Origin of the sequence: Chryseotalea sanaruensis, from assembly GCF_003990915.1 — a bacterium.
Classification (GTDB): domain Bacteria; phylum Bacteroidota; class Bacteroidia; order Cytophagales; family Cyclobacteriaceae; genus Chryseotalea; species Chryseotalea sanaruensis.
Map to the genome: position 1 here is coordinate 440023 of NZ_BHXQ01000001.1, position 15270 is coordinate 455292.

A 15270-nucleotide genomic window follows, 5' to 3' on the forward strand; every position below is an offset into this window, starting at 1 on the left:
AACATGTTTAAGCTCATATTAAGTTTATGCCTTCTGAGTTCTATGGCTTTTAGTCAGGCTAAACTTGTGGAGGGTAAAATCATAGATAAGGATACAAAACAACCAATACCCTTTGCTTCCATAGGCCTCTTGGGTACTAGCAAAGGCACAAGCTCTAATTTAAATGGTCAGTTCTCATTATCAGTTATTGATAACTTTTCAATTCGTGTAAGCTGTCTTGGTTATAGAACATTACAATTAGATAGTATTCCTAAAGATCAATTTGTTATTGTTGAACTAGAACCCAGTGCCACCCAATTAAAAGAAATTGTTGTTTTTAATAAACAGGTTAATGCTCGAAAAGTTGTTAATAAAGCATTCCGATCAATCTCTGATAATTTTAACACGGATCCTTTCTTTCAGAAATTCTTCTACCGGCATTATTGCAAGGACGACTCAGTTTACGGAAGACTGATAGAGGCATCAGTTGACGTGTGGAAACGAAAAGGGTATAAGTCAACGCAAAGTGTGGCGGGTATTACTGATGAAATACGTGTAACACAATTGCGTAGGAGTTTTGATATGACAAAGGCTTCTCAAGGGCATACACCAATTGCTATTAAAAATATTTTACAAGCTGATATTGCAGGTTATCAGGCGAATGCACCGAGTGATCATATTTCTTTTTTTGCTGAAGTAAGCAGTTTAAAAGCAGACGCAGGCAAGTACGATTTTACTTATGAAGGCCTTACTTATTATGATGGCAAAGAAGTGTATGAAATTGGCTACAACCTTCGAAAAGATTCTGTACTCACAACACAAGGGTACGAGTTGCGTCCTGGTAATAAAGGTTCACTCTTTATTTCAACTAAAGACTATGTGTTTGTTAAGCTTGTTGATGTTAAATTCTGGGACCAGGATACGATAAAAACGACTACTTACTATACCCCTTACAAAGGCAATTATTATCCATACCACTTAATAAGAGATGGTAATAGTGTAGCAAGAAATGGCAGCACCCATTTGTTTCACGTTGAAATGATGGCTACAGAAATTTTAACGGAAGGCTTTGAAACATTCTATGGAGACGAACCAGGAAAATTCGACCTACTTAAAATACCGCATGACTCTATCTACTGGAGTAACAATACTATTTTAAAAACTACTCCACTGGAAGACGTAATTATCAGCGATTTGGGTGGAGGAGAATCTTTGTCCGAACAATTTAAGCGATACCAACACCAGGAATTAAATCAAATTGAGAGTGGTAAAGCAGATGATAGGTTCAACTGGTTTAAAAACGAAAATAAAGATAAGAAGATTATCTATTTAACTTTCTGGAATAGTGATTGCCTGTTATGTCTTCAACAAATAGAATATCAGAAGAAGTTGATTAAAAAATATAAAGAGAATGTCGCATTTGTCTTGCTCTCTATAGATAAAGATGAAGCTAAATGGAAACGTACAATAGAAAAATACAATTTGAAAATTGATGGTTTTACTAACTTCAGAATAGGAGAGCAATCAACCATTTCACAAATGTATAACTTGACTCAGATTCCTCGCACAGTTATTATTGATAAAAGCGGAAACGACTTTAAAGTCAATGCTGGTCTTCCCAATGATGTTGCGTTGAAGAAAGATTTTGATTTATTAATCAGTGATAAAAACGAGTAGCTCAACAAAAATTTATACAACACAGTTTTGGCTGGTATGCTTAAGCGCGGCTCTTTTCTTCGCCAGCTTTAATATGCTAATACCTGAGTTATCCGCTTACCTCACATCTCTTGGAGGTGGAGAATACAAAGGTCTAATCATTGCACTATTCACTTGTACGGCTTTATTATCCAGACCATTTAGCGGAAAGCTGGCCGATACCGTTGGTAGAGTTCCTGTGATGATGTTTGGTGGAGTTGTCTGTATTATCTGTAGTCTATTATATCCTTTACTTACTTCGGTATCCGGATTTTTATTATTACGCTTAATGCATGGTTTCTCTACAGGTTTTACACCTACAGGTCTTACAGCTTATTTGTCGGACATTATACCTGCACACAAAAGGGGAGAAGCAATGGGAATGTTGGGAACCGCAGGCTCTGTTGGTATGGCTGCAGGTCCTGCCATTGGTGGTGTTATTGCAAATCAATTTTCACTGAATTCACTTTTCTATACTTCCTCATTATTCGGATTTATATCAATTATTATTCTACTCTCTATCAAAGAAACACTAAGTAATAAAAAGCAATTTTCCAGGACATCGTTAAAATTAAAGCAAAAGGATTTATTTGAGCCACTGGTTTTAGTGCCTTGCATCATCATGCTGTTGTCAGCCTATGCATATGGTGCAGCCTTTACCTTACTACCTGATTTGGGAGATTATGTTGGTATAAAGAATAAGGGCTTACTATTTACTTTCTTAACAGTTGCTTCTTTAGCTGTCCGTTTGATAGCAGGCAAAGCTTCTGACCATTTTGGAAGGGCTAATATATTGAAAGTCTCAACCATGCTTATCGCTTTAGGTATGCTTGTAATAGGTTTAGGTTCAACACCTGCGCATATTATGATTGGTGTATCCATCTATGGAATGGCACAAGGCATGACCTCGCCAACTTTGTTTGCCTGGGCTACCGACTTAAGTGATGAAAACTTTAAAGGAAGAGGTATCTCCAGTCTCTATATTTTTATGGAGGCAGGTATTGGTATTGGGGCACTGTGTTCCGGTTTTATTTACGCCAACAATCCAAAAAATTTATTCTTATCATTTGCGATTTGCTCGAGCTTTAGTGTTGTTGCTTTTCTATATTTAATGTTCGTAAAAAGGGCCGAAAAAATTACTATTTGAAATTGCTTATACATGAAAAAGTTAGCGCTGGCATTGTTTCTACTGGCTTCCGCCACAGAACTTACTGCACACTTATTTAATTGGCCAACTGTACGTCATTTCTCTAAGCCGTTGTTGATGGCTTTTTTGGGACTTTACTATTATTTATCAGTAGAAAAAAGTGAGTTATCCAAACTGGTTGTTCTTGCATTGGTCTTCTCCTGGGGTGGTGATGTTTTGCTTATGTATCAGCCTAAACATGAATTGTATTTTATTTTCGGACTAGCTTCATTTTTGGCAGCACACCTTTTTTACATTTTTACGTACAAGCAATTTAGAAGCGAGGATACTAGTAATGCATTGATGGGTGTTCAGCGCTTTCGATATTCGTTTCCCGTTATTTTAGCTGGCACAGGGCTAATTACTGTTTTGTATAATCATCTGGGTGATTTAAAAATACCGGTTGTAATATATGCCTTGGTATTAGTGCTGATGGTATTGAATGCTCTATTTCGTTTTGGCCGCACAAGTTTGAGCAGTTTTTCAATGGTTTTTTTTGGTGCTACACTTTTCATGATTTCTGATTCGCTCATTGCCATAAATAAGTTTCTGATGCCAGTGGCCAACAGTGGCTTATGGGTAATGATAACTTATATTACCGCTCAATACCTAATTATTGAGGGTTTGCTCAAGCATAAACAATAAAGGCTGCTTCATTCCTGAAGCAGCCCATATCTTGCGTCTTGTGTCTTACTACTTACGTCTTATATTTAACATCAAAACTTCCTTACAGAACCACTACCAGCCGCATTGCTATTTACTCTTTTTGGATCGCCTTTATAGCGCACATCCCCACTTCCGGCAATGCTCACATTTAATTCGTCCTTAACATGGATATAGACATTACCTGAGCCCGCCACTTTAATGTCGCAGACCTCAACTTCAAAATTTTCACCTTTTATACTACCTGAACCGCTTATCCTGCTGATCAATTCCTTGGCACGACCATCCACAATAATTTTACCAGAGCCTGCAATACTAAAAGATGATTTCCCTGTTATTTGCACTGAGGCAATTACATCACCCGAACCACTAATATCACTTTCAAAACTGTGGGCACTTGCTTTCAGTTCAATGTTTCCAGATCCGGAAACATCACTTTCCAAATCACCACCTACGGTAGCTTCAACCTTTAATGAACCAGAGCCACTAACTTTAAGATCTAATTCATCTGTTTTAATAGCATTCTGGCCAATGATATCACCAGAGCCAGAGACTGCCAGGCCAGTAATGTTTTCAACTGTTATGTAAACAGTAATATCATCATCATCTTTCCAGTTCCAATTATTCCACCGCTCTTTGGGTCTTATACTTAATTTGTCCCCTTCAACTATGGTTTCATACTTGTTCAGGGTTTCTTGGTTACCTTCTAATTCTACCTTTTGAGGACTTCCTTGCTTAATATAAAGCTTACCTCCGCCTCCAAAACCTACTTTTTTAAAAGTGCCAACATTTCTGGTTTCTTTTTTCTGAGCCAGAGCACTTAAGCTGATCAATAAGACTGCCGTTAATATGAATATTCTTTTCATCTTGTTTTGGGTTATTACTAACCATAGACGCGGTTAAAATGCTGAGGTTGCACGCAGCATTACATTAATTTACTTTATTTGCGAATCATGACCACATCTTACCGAACGGTTATAAGTAAGTCTGCAGGGCAGTATAAAGAGAAGGGTAGCAAGTTTTTGGCTTTTTGCTATCCTGTAGCAAATGAGGAGGAGGTAAGTGGCCATCTGGCTTCCTTGCGCAAGGAGTACTATGATGCCAGACACTATTGCTATGCATGGGTGTTGGGGGTTGATCAATTAAGACACAGGGCTAATGATGATGGAGAGCCCAATCATTCAGCTGGTGATCCAATTTTAGGACAAATCCGCTCAAAGGATTTGACCAATACACTAATTGTTGTAGTGCGTTACTTTGGTGGTGTTAAACTCGGTGTAGGTGGTTTAATTAGTGCATATAAATTAGCTGCAGAAGATGCGCTTAATAATGCAATTATTGAGGAAAAAACAGTTACCGCAACCATCAAGCTTTACTTTCCTTATGAGAGTACAAGTGAGATTATGAGGATTATTAAAGAATTTGATTTAAAAATTCTGGAACAGACTTTTGATGAAGCGTGTTACCTGCTGCTGGAAGGAAGTGTGATTGATATACCACAGGCATTAGAACGTTTTGAGCTTTTGAAAAAGTTAGGTGTTAAACTGGCAATTGAAAGTTAGTTCTGAAATACATTTAAATTTATAGTATTGTCGATCAATGAAAAAGTTGATTATGTGTTTCTTATCCATCAATTAATTTTAATGACTTCAGAATATTTCAAAATGTTCTATTTTTATTAAAGAAAATTCAAAACAGGCGATGCATACCCTGATAGTGCCGAAAATGTTTTAGGTGGCTTGTTAGATGGTACTTTATCTATTGAGACAGAAGTATTAGAAAATGGAGATTTTGGATTAGTTGATCCTACGGAGGTGAAGAACATTTTACTTGAACTAATAAAGGTAGATTTGAACGAAGTTAAAAAAAAGGTTCAGGATGCCGATCCAGATGAGCTTGAAGAACAAGAAGTGGACGATTGGGAAATACTTACCGATGACAATGAAAATCCGGAGAAAGTCTTAATGTCGGATATTAAAAGGCTTGTTAAACTTTATAAAGATGCAGAACAAAATGGATTAGGTATTGTGATGTTATACATTGTGATTAAACATTGAGATGTCACAAGAAATAGAAGTGGTCGAAGAGCGTATATGTTCTAGATTTTAGAACAATTCATTCTTCCAATTTGCCAAATGATATAAATAACGGTAGCATTAACCCATGATTTTACCTGAGTTTGGGAAAGCATAGAATTGTTTTAGTATCCTAAATAACTAAAACTTGATAATTAAGTCGTTCCTTAAATTGGGGGCCATGTATTCATTGTTTTCAATCTAGCTATATTGCATGCTTCAAAATAATTTGTTGCATGAATACAAATCGACAAGCTGCTGTAGGTTTTATTTTTATTACGCTACTGATAGATGTTACAGGCTTAGGCATTATCATTCCTGTTATGCCCAAGCTAATACAAGAACTTACTGGTGGCACAAATAGCGAAGCAGCTAGCTATGGCGGTTGGCTCATTTCAGCATATGCCATTATGCAATTCTTATTTGCGCCCATTATGGGTGGCTTAAGCGATCGCTATGGCAGAAGACCCGTGTTGCTTGCATCGCTCTTCGGGTTTGGTATTGATTATCTTTTTCTGGCTTTAGCACCAACACTGGCGTGGCTTTTTGTGGGACGTATTATAGCAGGCATCATGGGTGCGAGTTTTACCACTGCAGGAGCCTACATGGCTGATATAAGCACCCCCGAAAAACGGGCCCAGAACTTTGGGATGATCGGTGCAGCTTTTGGTTTAGGTTTTATCATCGGGCCTGTTATTGGTGGTTTGTTGGGTGGCATGGGCTCTCGTGTACCCTTTATTGCAGCAGCGGTACTAACATTGATCAATTGGTTATATGGTTATTTTATTCTTCCTGAATCTTTAAGCCAGGAGAACAGAAGAGCTTTTGAATGGAAACGAGCAAATCCAATAGGGACACTGAAAAGTTTGTTTCGCTATCCTGTTATAACTGGTTTGCTTGTTTCTCTATCATTTGTATATATCTCTTCCCATGCAGTACAAAGCAATTGGGCTTATTATACCATCGAAAAATTCAAGTGGACGGAAACCATGATTGGTATTTCGTTGGGTGTAGTAGGACTTGTTTTTGCAATTGTGCAAGGTGGACTAATCAGGGTAATTATTCCAAAGTTAGGGCAGGAGCGGAGCGTGTACGTTGGCTTGGCGTTGTATGCTGCGGGCTTTATATTATATGCGGTTGCAACGCATAGTTGGATGATGTATGCCTTTACAATTGTTTATTGCATGGGAGGTATTGCAGGACCGGCTTTGCAAGGTATTATGTCAGGGATAGTGCCGGCAAATGAACAAGGCGAGCTTCAAGGAGGCTTTACTAGTCTGATGAGCCTTACTTCAATTTTCGGTCCCTTTATAATGAATGGCTTATTCTCTTATTTTACAGGACCAACAGCACCCTATTACTATCCAGGTGCCGCACTTGTATTGGGAGCTGTGCTTACCATGATTAGCGCAATTTTTGCGAGAAGAACACTTAAGAAATCGATGCTGTAAATTTAGTTTTTAAGTACTTTGAATTCTACCCTGCGGTTTAATTCTCGTCCTTCTTCTTCGTCATCATTGCTGGCTAATGGTCTTGATTTACCATAACCCACAGCAGTAATTCTTCTGGAATCTACACCCTTCTTCACTAAGTAATCTTTCACGGCTTCTGCTCTTCTTTTTGAGAGACGCATGTTCACTTCTTTAGATCCATAATAGTCAGTGTGGCCGCCAATCTCAACAGTGAGGTTGGTGTTTTGCTGCATCATGCTCAGTAACTTATTCAATTCAGGATAAGCCTCAGTAGTGAAAGTAGCTTTATCAAAGTCAAAGTAAATATTACGAAGTATGGATACTGAGCCAACCTGCAGTTTTCGCATATTAACAGTGCGGCTAATGCTCTTCGGATTAGCAGATGCACCATCTAACTTAACATTTATGTTTTGGAAAGAGTATCCTTCAACTTCTACAGCCAAACGATAGTCTCTAGTTTGTGCAGCACTGATGGAGAAAATGTATTCTCCAGGTCCATTGCTCTTCATAGGCACAATAATGTTGTCTCTTAACCCTTTCAATGAAATCCTTGCCTCAAGGGCGTCATTAGTGGTGGCATCAGCAACCTTAACAGTGAACGTAGACGGTAATACTTGTTTAACTGGCTCCTTAACAGGTTCCTTAATCGGTTCTTTTACAGGTTCCGTTACCATGACTACCGGCTCCTCTTTTACGGGTTCCTTTACCGGTTCAGTGACAACCGCCACTGCTACCGTATCTTTTTTAGGAGGATCAACTTTAGGAGGTTCAGGTTTTTTAGTTTCTGCTACTGTTGGCTCAGGGTCAGTAATCATATAAATGTCAGTGTACCCAATACCATCTTCCCTTACCGATGAATAATAGGCTCGCTTACCATCCTTACTTCGCACATAGAAAACATCATCATCAGGTGTATTGATGGGATAGCCGAGGTTTTCTGGTTCAGACCATTCTTCAACATTACCCTTTACTGTAAGTGTAGATTTAAAAATATCGTATCCACCCATGCCTTTACGACCTTCAGTACTAAAGTACAGTGTTGTCTGATCGTAATCTATAAAGGGACTAGTATCATCGGCAGTGCTATTAATTTTGGGACCAAGGTTTTTTGTATTACTCCACTCGCCTTTCTCATTTTTGGTGGCTTTGTAAATGTCCAAGCCTCCATAACCTCCAGGTCTTCTGCTGGAAAAATAAAGCGTTTTCTCATCCCTCGAAATTGAAACAGAATTCTCTTCGTAACTTGAATTTATAGTTCCTGGCAAGGGTTCCGGTGGCATCCATTGCCCATTAATACGTTCTGAGGCATAAATATCTCCAGCATTATCATCGTTATAGATAAAAAGTGTATTACCATCTGAAGAAAGCGCAAGATTTGAGTCATGGTAAGGGGTGTTTACCTGGCTACCAATATTTTTTGCTCTAGTCCAAGTATTACCAGATTTAGTAGCAATAAAAATATCTTCATATGGTTTGTTATCCTCAAACACATCCTGATTTATGTTGTCGTCTTTCCTTCTGGAGGTGAATACAATCTCGTCTTCGTCTTCATTTAATACGGGCGCATAATCTTCGTATTCTGAGTTGATTTGATTACCAATATTAATAATGGAGAATTTGCCAGGATTATTAATAAACTCTTTTCCGTTTTGACATTCGAAAATTCTCCTTTCAACCTCTGCGGGCAATACCCGATCTTTACCTTGATAATTGGGTTTGCTTTTCAGTTTGTTCTGATAACGAGTATAGAAGTCAATAGCTTTATCAAATTCTTCTCCGTATTGATAGCTTTGTCCTATCCAGTATTCAAGTGCAAAATTATAAGCAGGATCGCGTTGATAAACCCTTAGGAAATACTTTACTGCTAAAGATTTGCCAATGGTTTTTAGTCTGAGCTCACCTGCAGAAAAATTTGCCTTTAGGTTATTGGGATCATAATTGGCTGCAATTTCCATCTGATCTCTTGCATCGTCTGCAGCGAGATTTGCTTCCAGTATCATCTCAGCTTGTAACTGGTATTCCTTTGATAAGGCTACACTGTCCTGATCCTGAGCACTTACTTGAGCGAAAAGACCTAGTGAAGCAGCTAAAAAAATAATACTCCTTAGTTGGGGCATCGCTTAAAAAATTTAATTGCTCTTAAAAATATCACTTTTTAACGTTTCTGAGCACACTAAGGTAGAAAAAACTCCTAACTTTCAAAGCTTTTTAATATTCGTAAAGAGTCAATTGTTATACAATTAGGATTTTATGGTGCAAGTAATACTTTAAGTGTGATGGAGATTCTACAAGCGACTTTTATTTCAAGTGTGGCCGACCTAGCAAAATGCCCCCCACCAGATAAGCCTGAATTTGCTTTTATAGGCCGCTCCAATGTGGGTAAATCTTCGCTGATTAATATGTTGGCTAATCGCAAACAGTTGGCAAAGACCTCTAATAAGCCTGGTAAGACACAGACAATCAACCACTTTATCATCAACGATATTTGGTATTTAGTTGATTTACCCGGCTATGGTTACGCCAGTGTGAGTAAGAGCCTCAAAGCAGGTTTTGGAAAAATCATCGATAACTATGTGTTAAAGCGCGAAAACCTCGATTGCCTTTTTGTACTTCTTGATGCTAGATTAGAGCCCCAAAAAATTGATCTTAGTTTTTTGGAGTGGGCAGGTACTGCAGGTGTTCCTATTGCCCTTATTTTTACCAAAAGCGATAAGCTATCTGCTAATGAGCTTTCCAAAACCATGAAACGCTTTAAAGATGTGCTAACACAATATTGGGAAGAGGTACCCCCAAGTTTTATTACATCAGCAGAAACCAAAAGAGGGCAGGCAGAAGTGCTAAACTTCATTGATGAAGTAATCCGCAATTCTCAGGAAAATAAATAGCTTTGCCCGCTAATTTAAATTTGATATGACACTTTCAGAAATAGCCACCATTACTGGTAAAAGCACATTGTACAAGGTTTTAAAACCTGGCAAGGCAGGCGTAATACTTGAATCTTTAGACGATACAAAGACAAAAATTATGGCTAATGCTAGTCATCGTTTGTCTGTGCTCAGTGAAATTTCTATTTACACGACTACAAAAGAAGGTACTATTCCTTTGGAAGATGTGCTAAAGAAAATAAATAAAGAATACGGAGCAGACTTAGGTTTAGATGCTGATGCAGCAAATAACGAACTGAAAGCTTTCCTAAAATCTGTTGTACCCGACTATGACGAAAGCCGTGTTTATGTTTCGGATATGAAGAAGCTTGTACGTTGGTACGGTGTTTTGTTAAAACACGTACCTGAAATATTCGAAGAAAAGGAAGAGAAGAAGGAAGATTAATCAATTTCAAATTTCAAATCTGAAATTTGAAATTGTTAAAGAAGTGACTCAGCTTTTTCTACCATCTCTTTAGAACCTACATAGAAAGGAACCCGCTGGTGCAAACTGGTGGGTTCTATATCTAAAATCCTATTCTTTCCATCAGTAGCCTTACCGCCCGATTGCTCGGCTATAAAAGCAAGTGCATTGCATTCGTACATTAAACGCAATTTACCGTTACTATCTTTTGCAGTAGAAGGATAAATGTAAATACCTCCCTTTAACATATTTCTGTGAAAGTCTGCAACTAATGATCCAATATAGCGGGCGGTGTATTTTTGATCTTTGCAGTATTGAACATACTTTTTCACACCTTCACTAAAAGAATTCGCAGAACCTTCATTGATAGAGTATATCCTTCCATCTTCAGGCATGATTAATCTTTCTTTGGATAAAAAGTACTCACCCAGGCTTGGCTCATGCGTAAAACAATTCACACCATGTCCTGTGGTGTAAACCAACATAGTACTGGACCCGTAAAGTATATAACCGGCTGCTACCTGTTCGCTGCCTTTTTGTAGAATATCTGCTTCTGTTATCGGAGTACCAATCGGGCTCTTTCTTCTGTACACTGAAAAAATGGTTCCGATAGAAACGTTAACATCAATATTGGAAGAACCATCCAATGGATCAATAGCGATTACATATTTACCATTATTATTAAGATCGGTAAAGCTTTCTTCTTCTTCTGAAATCAGTGCACAAACTTCTCCGCCTTTTGCTAAAGCCCTTGTAAAACGAATATTGGCCAATACATCAAGCTTTTGCTGATCATCACCAGTATTGTTTTGTGAACCAGCACCTCCCATAATATCTATAAGGCCTGCTTTATTGATTTCGCGGTTTACCACTTTTGATGCAAGGGCGATGTCTCTGAGTAACTGCGATAGCTCCCCACTGGCATAGGCGAATTCATCCTGATTATTCTTGATAAAGCGATCAAGGGCAATTCCGATCGATTGGGCGATGCGTGAACTCTCCATTCTTGGTGAGTTTGCTTTAAACGTAGTACTTTGCGTGCTCATATTAGTTGACAAAGATAGATCGCAAACGTTTTAGTACAATCAAATGAGGGTTTTTAAGTTTGGCGGAGCTTCTGTTAAGAATGCTCCTGCCGTTGTTAACACAGCTTCCATTATTCATGCCAATGTTAATGGGCCATTAATGGTAGTAGTATCAGCTATGGGTAAGACTACCAATGCTTTAGAACTAATTGTTAATGCGATACTAAGTAAACAAGATTATAAAAACGAACTACAGCGTCTTAAAGATTACCATTTAAATATTACTAATGAGCTTTTTAAGGCTGAACATCCTATCCATAAAGAGATAATTACTGTATTTGACTCAATTGATGACCTTAGTATTAAATCATTTTCGGAAGATCAGCTCTACGATCAGGTAGTGTCATTGGGGGAAATTTTATCTACACTTATCGTTGCTGCTTATGTTAACCAAAATGGTGACAAGTGCACATGGTTGGATGCCAGAGAATTCATTAAAACAGATTCGAATTATCGGGAAAGCAAAGTGGATTGGGATAGCAGTAAACTGGCCATGACAAGTATCAATTTTGAAGTTGTCAAATGCTATGTAACACAAGGCTTCATTGGCAGATCCACTGATGGATTAACCACTACTTTAGGCAGGGAGGGATCAGATTTTACGGCAGCTATTTTTGCTTCCTGTTTAGATGCAACGTCAGTAACTATTTGGAAAGATGTTCCCGGTGTTATGAATGCCGATCCTAAGCGTTTACCGGCTGCCATCGTTTTTGAAGAATTGCCATTTAAGGAGGCTGCCGAAATGACTTATTATGGCGCTTCTGTTATTCACCCAAAAACTATTAAGCCACTTGCGAATGCCGGAATACCTTTATTGGTTAAAAACTTCGACAATCCTAAACTGCCGGGCACACGTATCCATGAATGCAATGTAGATGATTTACCACCATTGATTGTCTTTAAAGATAACCAGTGCCTAATCTCTTGTAAAGTAGTCGATTATACATTTATAGATGAAGCACAGCTAGGTATTATCTTTAAAGCACTTGCTGAGTTAAGTATTAAAATAAACCTGATGCAGAACTCAGCTATTTCATTTTCATTTTGTGTAGATTTTAGAGAGAATAAAATATTGAAATTGATTGAGAGCCTGCAGCATCACTTCGAAGTTTATTATAATACAGGATTAACCCTGATTACCATAAAAAATTACGATGAAAAAACTTTTGATTTCTACAGAAAGCAGAAGGGAGTAATGCTGGAACAATCTTCGCGATCTACTTTACAGGTTTTAATTAAAGCTTAAGTTCATTTTGGAGTTGAATAACGAGTTGTTCGTTGGCTCTCTCTAGTATATCAAATACATTTTGAAAATCTTGTTCCTCTCCATAGTAAGGATCAGGCACTTCCTCAGCATCAGCCATAGGATCGTATCCACGCATTAGTTTTATTTTATCACTATGCTTGTATGCATTGGGCAAACGATGGATGTTGCGTAGATTGCTATCATCCATGGCTAATATTAAATCGAATTGCTCAAGGTCAGTGTGGTGGAGTTGTCTTCCAAGGTGATCGATATTAACACCATTTTTATGTGCGTTGCTAATGGTGCGTGGATCAGGCGTTTTACCAACATGATAGTTAGCTGTTCCACAAGAGGCTACATGAAAATATTTTGTTAATCCCTTCTCTTCAATCTTTTTCTTGAAGATAGCTTCTGCCAGTGGTGAGCGACAGATGTTGCCAAGACAAACAAATAACACTTTTGTAGTAGAGGAGTCCATAATGCTCAAAAATAGGACTATGGGTTACTCAAGGCAACTTTCTTGTATTAAAAGCATAAGCAAAACGATCACCTTTTTTTGAAAAGCCCCAACTAGAAAGACGGGGCTTTTCGCTTTTTTATACTCTTTGGTTGACGTAAGTTAGCGGAATAAATCGACCATCATGGAATTCATCAAGCTTACTGAACAGTTCGAAAAGCATGTCGCACTGATTGAATTAAACAGGCCCAAAGAGCTGAACGCACTTAACCTGCAATTGATGCAAGAACTAAGGGATACGCTAAAGCAATTAGATAACAATACCGAAGTAAGAGCGATTATCATTACTGGAAATGAACAGGCCTTTGCCGCGGGGGCAGATATTAAGCAAATGGCTAATAAGACTGCAATTGATATGCTATTAATAGATCAGTTTAGCACTTGGGATCAGATCAGAAAAACTAGAAAACCAATTATTGCGGCAGTTTCTGGTTTTGCCTTGGGTGGTGGATGTGAACTTGCCATGACCTGCGATATGATTATTGCATCGGAAACCGCGAAATTCGGACAGCCAGAAATTAAAATAGGGGTAATGCCCGGAGCTGGAGGCACGCAACGTCTTACAAAGGCCATTGGCAAAGCAAAGGCCATGGAACTTGTATTAACAGGCAGGTTTTTATCAGCTGAGGAGGCTAAAAGCTACGGGTTGGTTAATAAGGTTGTGCCTGTTGAAATGTATATGTTTGAAGCCACTCAATTAGCAAAAGAGATTGCAGCGATGTCGCCAATAGCCACTATGTTGGCCAAGGAAGCAGTGAACAGATCGTTTGAGACTTTTTTAGATGAAGGTTTGCACTTTGAACGGAAGAACTTTTACCTGGCGTTTGCTTCAGAAGATCAGAAGGAAGGTATGGCAGCTTTTGTGGAAAAACGGAAGCCAGACTTTAAAGGAAAATAGAAATAAAAAAAGAGACTGTGCTTGTTAACACAGTCTCTTTTTTGTTAATAAGATTTTTATCTATCGCACAGAAAGACCTAAGCCTACAGTTAGTGTGCTATACTTTTGTAAAGTGTAATCAGCATGGATTGTTAAAATCAAGAGTTTCAATCTTAAACCGGCAGTCATACGTGGACTTACTACTTTTTCTTCAACACTTACAGGGTCTTTAGTTTCAGTAGAACCATTGCCATCAAGATCGTATTGTCCTTTTACACTTAGTGAAGAAGTACCAGTTCCAAAGCCAATAGCGGCATAGGGGGTTAATACTGATATTTTTTTAGAAATGATAGCCTGCACACTGGTTCCCTGCACTGTAAATTCTCCTCTTTGTGAACCGTCATCGTTAAAGGCAACGCCAATATCCATTTTAGAATAAGCAATCATCGCAGATAAATCAAAAGGCAACATTTTAATGCCTGGAATGTGTTGTTTAATATCATGCAAAACACCAAAGCCTATCATTTTTATCTGACCATCACCAAAATCAATCTCTGGAGTCCAACGTACTTTTAATTCAAAACCTTTTGGAAGACCAATACCTGCATTAAATACTGGAACCGGAACACGACCATTTAAGTAGTCATCAAAAACATCAGTTCCTTGCGGTCCGTCAAAGTTGGTTCCAGGGATAGGAACATCAGTATTCGGATCTTTTGATGCATAGGTAGGCGCAGCGGCTTTACCAAAAATTGTAGGGACACTACCCGTTCCTGTAGCTGCTCCACCGCTAGTAGTTCCTGTTAAATAGATATTATTCAATCTACTATTGTCTACAGTGTAGGTTCTGTCAGCACCCGGTATAGTAACCATAGCTGCAGAAAGGGTGAAGTCAATTCCGCCAATTTTATGAGGTTTGGCTGTATTGTACCAGCCCTGATTAATACCGGCTGCGTAGGTGCGTAGGAAAGGACTGATATAACCTTCTGCCAGGTATTTGGCATCAGCTTGTGAACCTCTTAAAAGTTCACCAAGGTCTCCCTGAGCAAAGCCAGTTTGAGCGCCTGCCATCATTACTGAAAGGGCAAGTATTTTTGCGATAGGTTTCATTCTTTTTTGTTTAAGGT

General features: G+C 38.4%; 14 protein-coding genes and 1 pseudogene. 10 read left to right on the top strand and 5 right to left on the bottom strand.

Going from position 1 to position 15270, the window contains the following annotated elements; all coding sequences use genetic code 11:
- The first annotated feature begins 3 nt into the window (after positions 1 to 3).
- From SanaruYs_RS01790 to SanaruYs_RS01800, 3 genes are read left to right on the top strand one after another with little or no spacing between them, the layout of a single operon-like run.
- Complete coding sequence (locus SanaruYs_RS01790) at positions 4 to 1656, top strand: carboxypeptidase-like regulatory domain-containing protein (RefSeq protein ID WP_127120792.1); 1653 nt, start codon at positions 4 to 6, stop codon at positions 1654 to 1656.
- Positions 1640 to 2821 (top strand): MFS transporter, encoded by a 1182-nt coding sequence (locus tag SanaruYs_RS01795; protein ID WP_246011811.1) that lies wholly within the window; start codon positions 1640 to 1642, stop codon positions 2819 to 2821. Before SanaruYs_RS01790 ends, SanaruYs_RS01795 begins: the two co-directional genes overlap by 17 nt.
- Positions 2822 to 2833: 12 nt before the next feature.
- Positions 2834 to 3505 (top strand): lysoplasmalogenase, encoded by a 672-nt coding sequence (locus tag SanaruYs_RS01800; protein ID WP_127120793.1) that lies wholly within the window; start codon positions 2834 to 2836, stop codon positions 3503 to 3505.
- Between the two features lie 71 nt (positions 3506 to 3576).
- On the opposite strand, the gene SanaruYs_RS01805 is transcribed toward SanaruYs_RS01800, so the two are convergent.
- Positions 3577 to 4389 carry a head GIN domain-containing protein gene (locus SanaruYs_RS01805; protein ID WP_127120794.1) on the bottom strand — a complete coding sequence of 271 codons (813 nt, stop codon included), beginning with the start codon at positions 4387 to 4389 and terminating at the stop codon, positions 3577 to 3579.
- Between the two features lie 87 nt (positions 4390 to 4476).
- Here SanaruYs_RS01805 and SanaruYs_RS01810 point away from each other — a divergent pair, with 87 nt between their 5' ends.
- The 3 genes and pseudogenes from SanaruYs_RS01810 (at position 4477) to SanaruYs_RS01820 (ending at position 7049) form a co-directional block, all read left to right on the top strand.
- Positions 4477 to 5085 (top strand): IMPACT family protein, encoded by a 609-nt coding sequence (locus tag SanaruYs_RS01810; RefSeq protein ID WP_127120795.1) that lies wholly within the window; start codon positions 4477 to 4479, stop codon positions 5083 to 5085.
- A 174-nt stretch (positions 5086 to 5259) separates the two neighbouring features.
- Positions 5260 to 5580, top strand: a pseudogene (locus SanaruYs_RS01815) (DUF1877 family protein); the annotation flags it as partial.
- A 254-nt stretch (positions 5581 to 5834) separates the two neighbouring features.
- Positions 5835 to 7049, top strand: a complete 1215-nt coding sequence (locus SanaruYs_RS01820; RefSeq protein WP_127120797.1) for a TCR/Tet family MFS transporter — start codon at positions 5835 to 5837, stop codon at positions 7047 to 7049.
- 2 nt (positions 7050 to 7051) lie between these two features.
- Here the strand turns inward: SanaruYs_RS01820 and SanaruYs_RS01825 are convergent, their stop codons facing one another.
- Positions 7052 to 9187, bottom strand: coding sequence for an OmpA family protein (locus SanaruYs_RS01825; protein ID WP_127120798.1), 2136 nt, complete (start codon positions 9185 to 9187; stop codon positions 7052 to 7054).
- A 159-nt stretch (positions 9188 to 9346) separates the two neighbouring features.
- Between SanaruYs_RS01825 and yihA the strand changes: the two genes are divergently transcribed.
- Positions 9347 to 9955, top strand: a complete 609-nt coding sequence (gene yihA / locus SanaruYs_RS01830) for a ribosome biogenesis GTP-binding protein YihA/YsxC (RefSeq protein WP_127120799.1) — start codon at positions 9347 to 9349, stop codon at positions 9953 to 9955.
- A 25-nt stretch (positions 9956 to 9980) separates the two neighbouring features.
- Positions 9981 to 10400 carry a DUF5606 family protein gene (locus SanaruYs_RS01835; RefSeq protein WP_127120800.1) on the top strand — a complete coding sequence of 140 codons (420 nt, stop codon included), beginning with the start codon at positions 9981 to 9983 and terminating at the stop codon, positions 10398 to 10400.
- Positions 10401 to 10435: 35 nt separating this feature from the next.
- On the opposite strand, the gene fbp is transcribed toward SanaruYs_RS01835, so the two are convergent.
- Positions 10436 to 11422, bottom strand: coding sequence for a class 1 fructose-bisphosphatase (fbp, locus tag SanaruYs_RS01840; RefSeq protein ID WP_127121306.1), 987 nt, complete (start codon positions 11420 to 11422; stop codon positions 10436 to 10438).
- 85 nt (positions 11423 to 11507) lie between these two features.
- Between fbp and SanaruYs_RS01845 the strand changes: the two genes are divergently transcribed.
- Complete coding sequence (locus SanaruYs_RS01845) at positions 11508 to 12749, top strand: aspartate kinase (protein ID WP_127120801.1); 1242 nt, start codon at positions 11508 to 11510, stop codon at positions 12747 to 12749.
- On the opposite strand, the gene SanaruYs_RS01850 is transcribed toward SanaruYs_RS01845, so the two are convergent.
- Positions 12739 to 13227, bottom strand: a complete 489-nt coding sequence (locus SanaruYs_RS01850) for a low molecular weight protein-tyrosine-phosphatase (protein ID WP_127120802.1) — start codon at positions 13225 to 13227, stop codon at positions 12739 to 12741. The genes SanaruYs_RS01845 and SanaruYs_RS01850 overlap by 11 nt on opposite strands.
- A 163-nt stretch (positions 13228 to 13390) precedes the next feature.
- Here SanaruYs_RS01850 and SanaruYs_RS01855 point away from each other — a divergent pair, with 163 nt between their 5' ends.
- Positions 13391 to 14164 carry an enoyl-CoA hydratase-related protein gene (locus tag SanaruYs_RS01855; protein ID WP_127120803.1) on the top strand — a complete coding sequence of 258 codons (774 nt, stop codon included), beginning with the start codon at positions 13391 to 13393 and terminating at the stop codon, positions 14162 to 14164.
- 60 nt (positions 14165 to 14224) lie between these two features.
- Here the strand turns inward: SanaruYs_RS01855 and SanaruYs_RS01860 are convergent, their stop codons facing one another.
- The gene (locus tag SanaruYs_RS01860; RefSeq protein ID WP_127120804.1) at positions 14225 to 15253 is read right to left on the bottom strand and encodes a DUF6588 family protein; all 1029 of its coding nucleotides are present in this window, start codon (positions 15251 to 15253) and stop codon (positions 14225 to 14227) included.
- Positions 15254 to 15270: the final 17 nt, after the last annotated feature.

Excerpts from the sequence above, each read along its gene's own strand:
- SanaruYs_RS01790 (WP_127120792.1), top strand. The coding sequence starts at position 4 with ATGTTTAAGCTCATATTAAGTTTATGCCTTCTGAGTTCTATGGCTTTT.
- SanaruYs_RS01800 (WP_127120793.1), top strand. The coding sequence starts at position 2,834 with ATGAAAAAGTTAGCGCTGGCATTGTTTCTACTGGCTTCCGCCACAGAA.
- SanaruYs_RS01805 (WP_127120794.1), bottom strand. The coding sequence starts at position 4,389 with ATGAAAAGAATATTCATATTAACGGCAGTCTTATTGATCAGCTTAAGT.
- SanaruYs_RS01810 (WP_127120795.1), top strand. The coding sequence starts at position 4,477 with ATGACCACATCTTACCGAACGGTTATAAGTAAGTCTGCAGGGCAGTAT.
- SanaruYs_RS01820 (WP_127120797.1), top strand. The coding sequence starts at position 5,835 with ATGAATACAAATCGACAAGCTGCTGTAGGTTTTATTTTTATTACGCTA.
- SanaruYs_RS01825 (WP_127120798.1), bottom strand. The coding sequence starts at position 9,187 with ATGCCCCAACTAAGGAGTATTATTTTTTTAGCTGCTTCACTAGGTCTT.
- yihA (WP_127120799.1), top strand. The coding sequence starts at position 9,347 with ATGGAGATTCTACAAGCGACTTTTATTTCAAGTGTGGCCGACCTAGCA.
- SanaruYs_RS01835 (WP_127120800.1), top strand. The coding sequence starts at position 9,981 with ATGACACTTTCAGAAATAGCCACCATTACTGGTAAAAGCACATTGTAC.
- fbp (WP_127121306.1), bottom strand. The coding sequence starts at position 11,422 with ATGGAGAGTTCACGCATCGCCCAATCGATCGGAATTGCCCTTGATCGC.
- SanaruYs_RS01845 (WP_127120801.1), top strand. The coding sequence starts at position 11,508 with ATGAGGGTTTTTAAGTTTGGCGGAGCTTCTGTTAAGAATGCTCCTGCC.
- SanaruYs_RS01850 (WP_127120802.1), bottom strand. The coding sequence starts at position 13,227 with ATGGACTCCTCTACTACAAAAGTGTTATTTGTTTGTCTTGGCAACATC.
- SanaruYs_RS01855 (WP_127120803.1), top strand. The coding sequence starts at position 13,391 with ATGGAATTCATCAAGCTTACTGAACAGTTCGAAAAGCATGTCGCACTG.
- SanaruYs_RS01860 (WP_127120804.1), bottom strand. The coding sequence starts at position 15,253 with ATGAAACCTATCGCAAAAATACTTGCCCTTTCAGTAATGATGGCAGGC.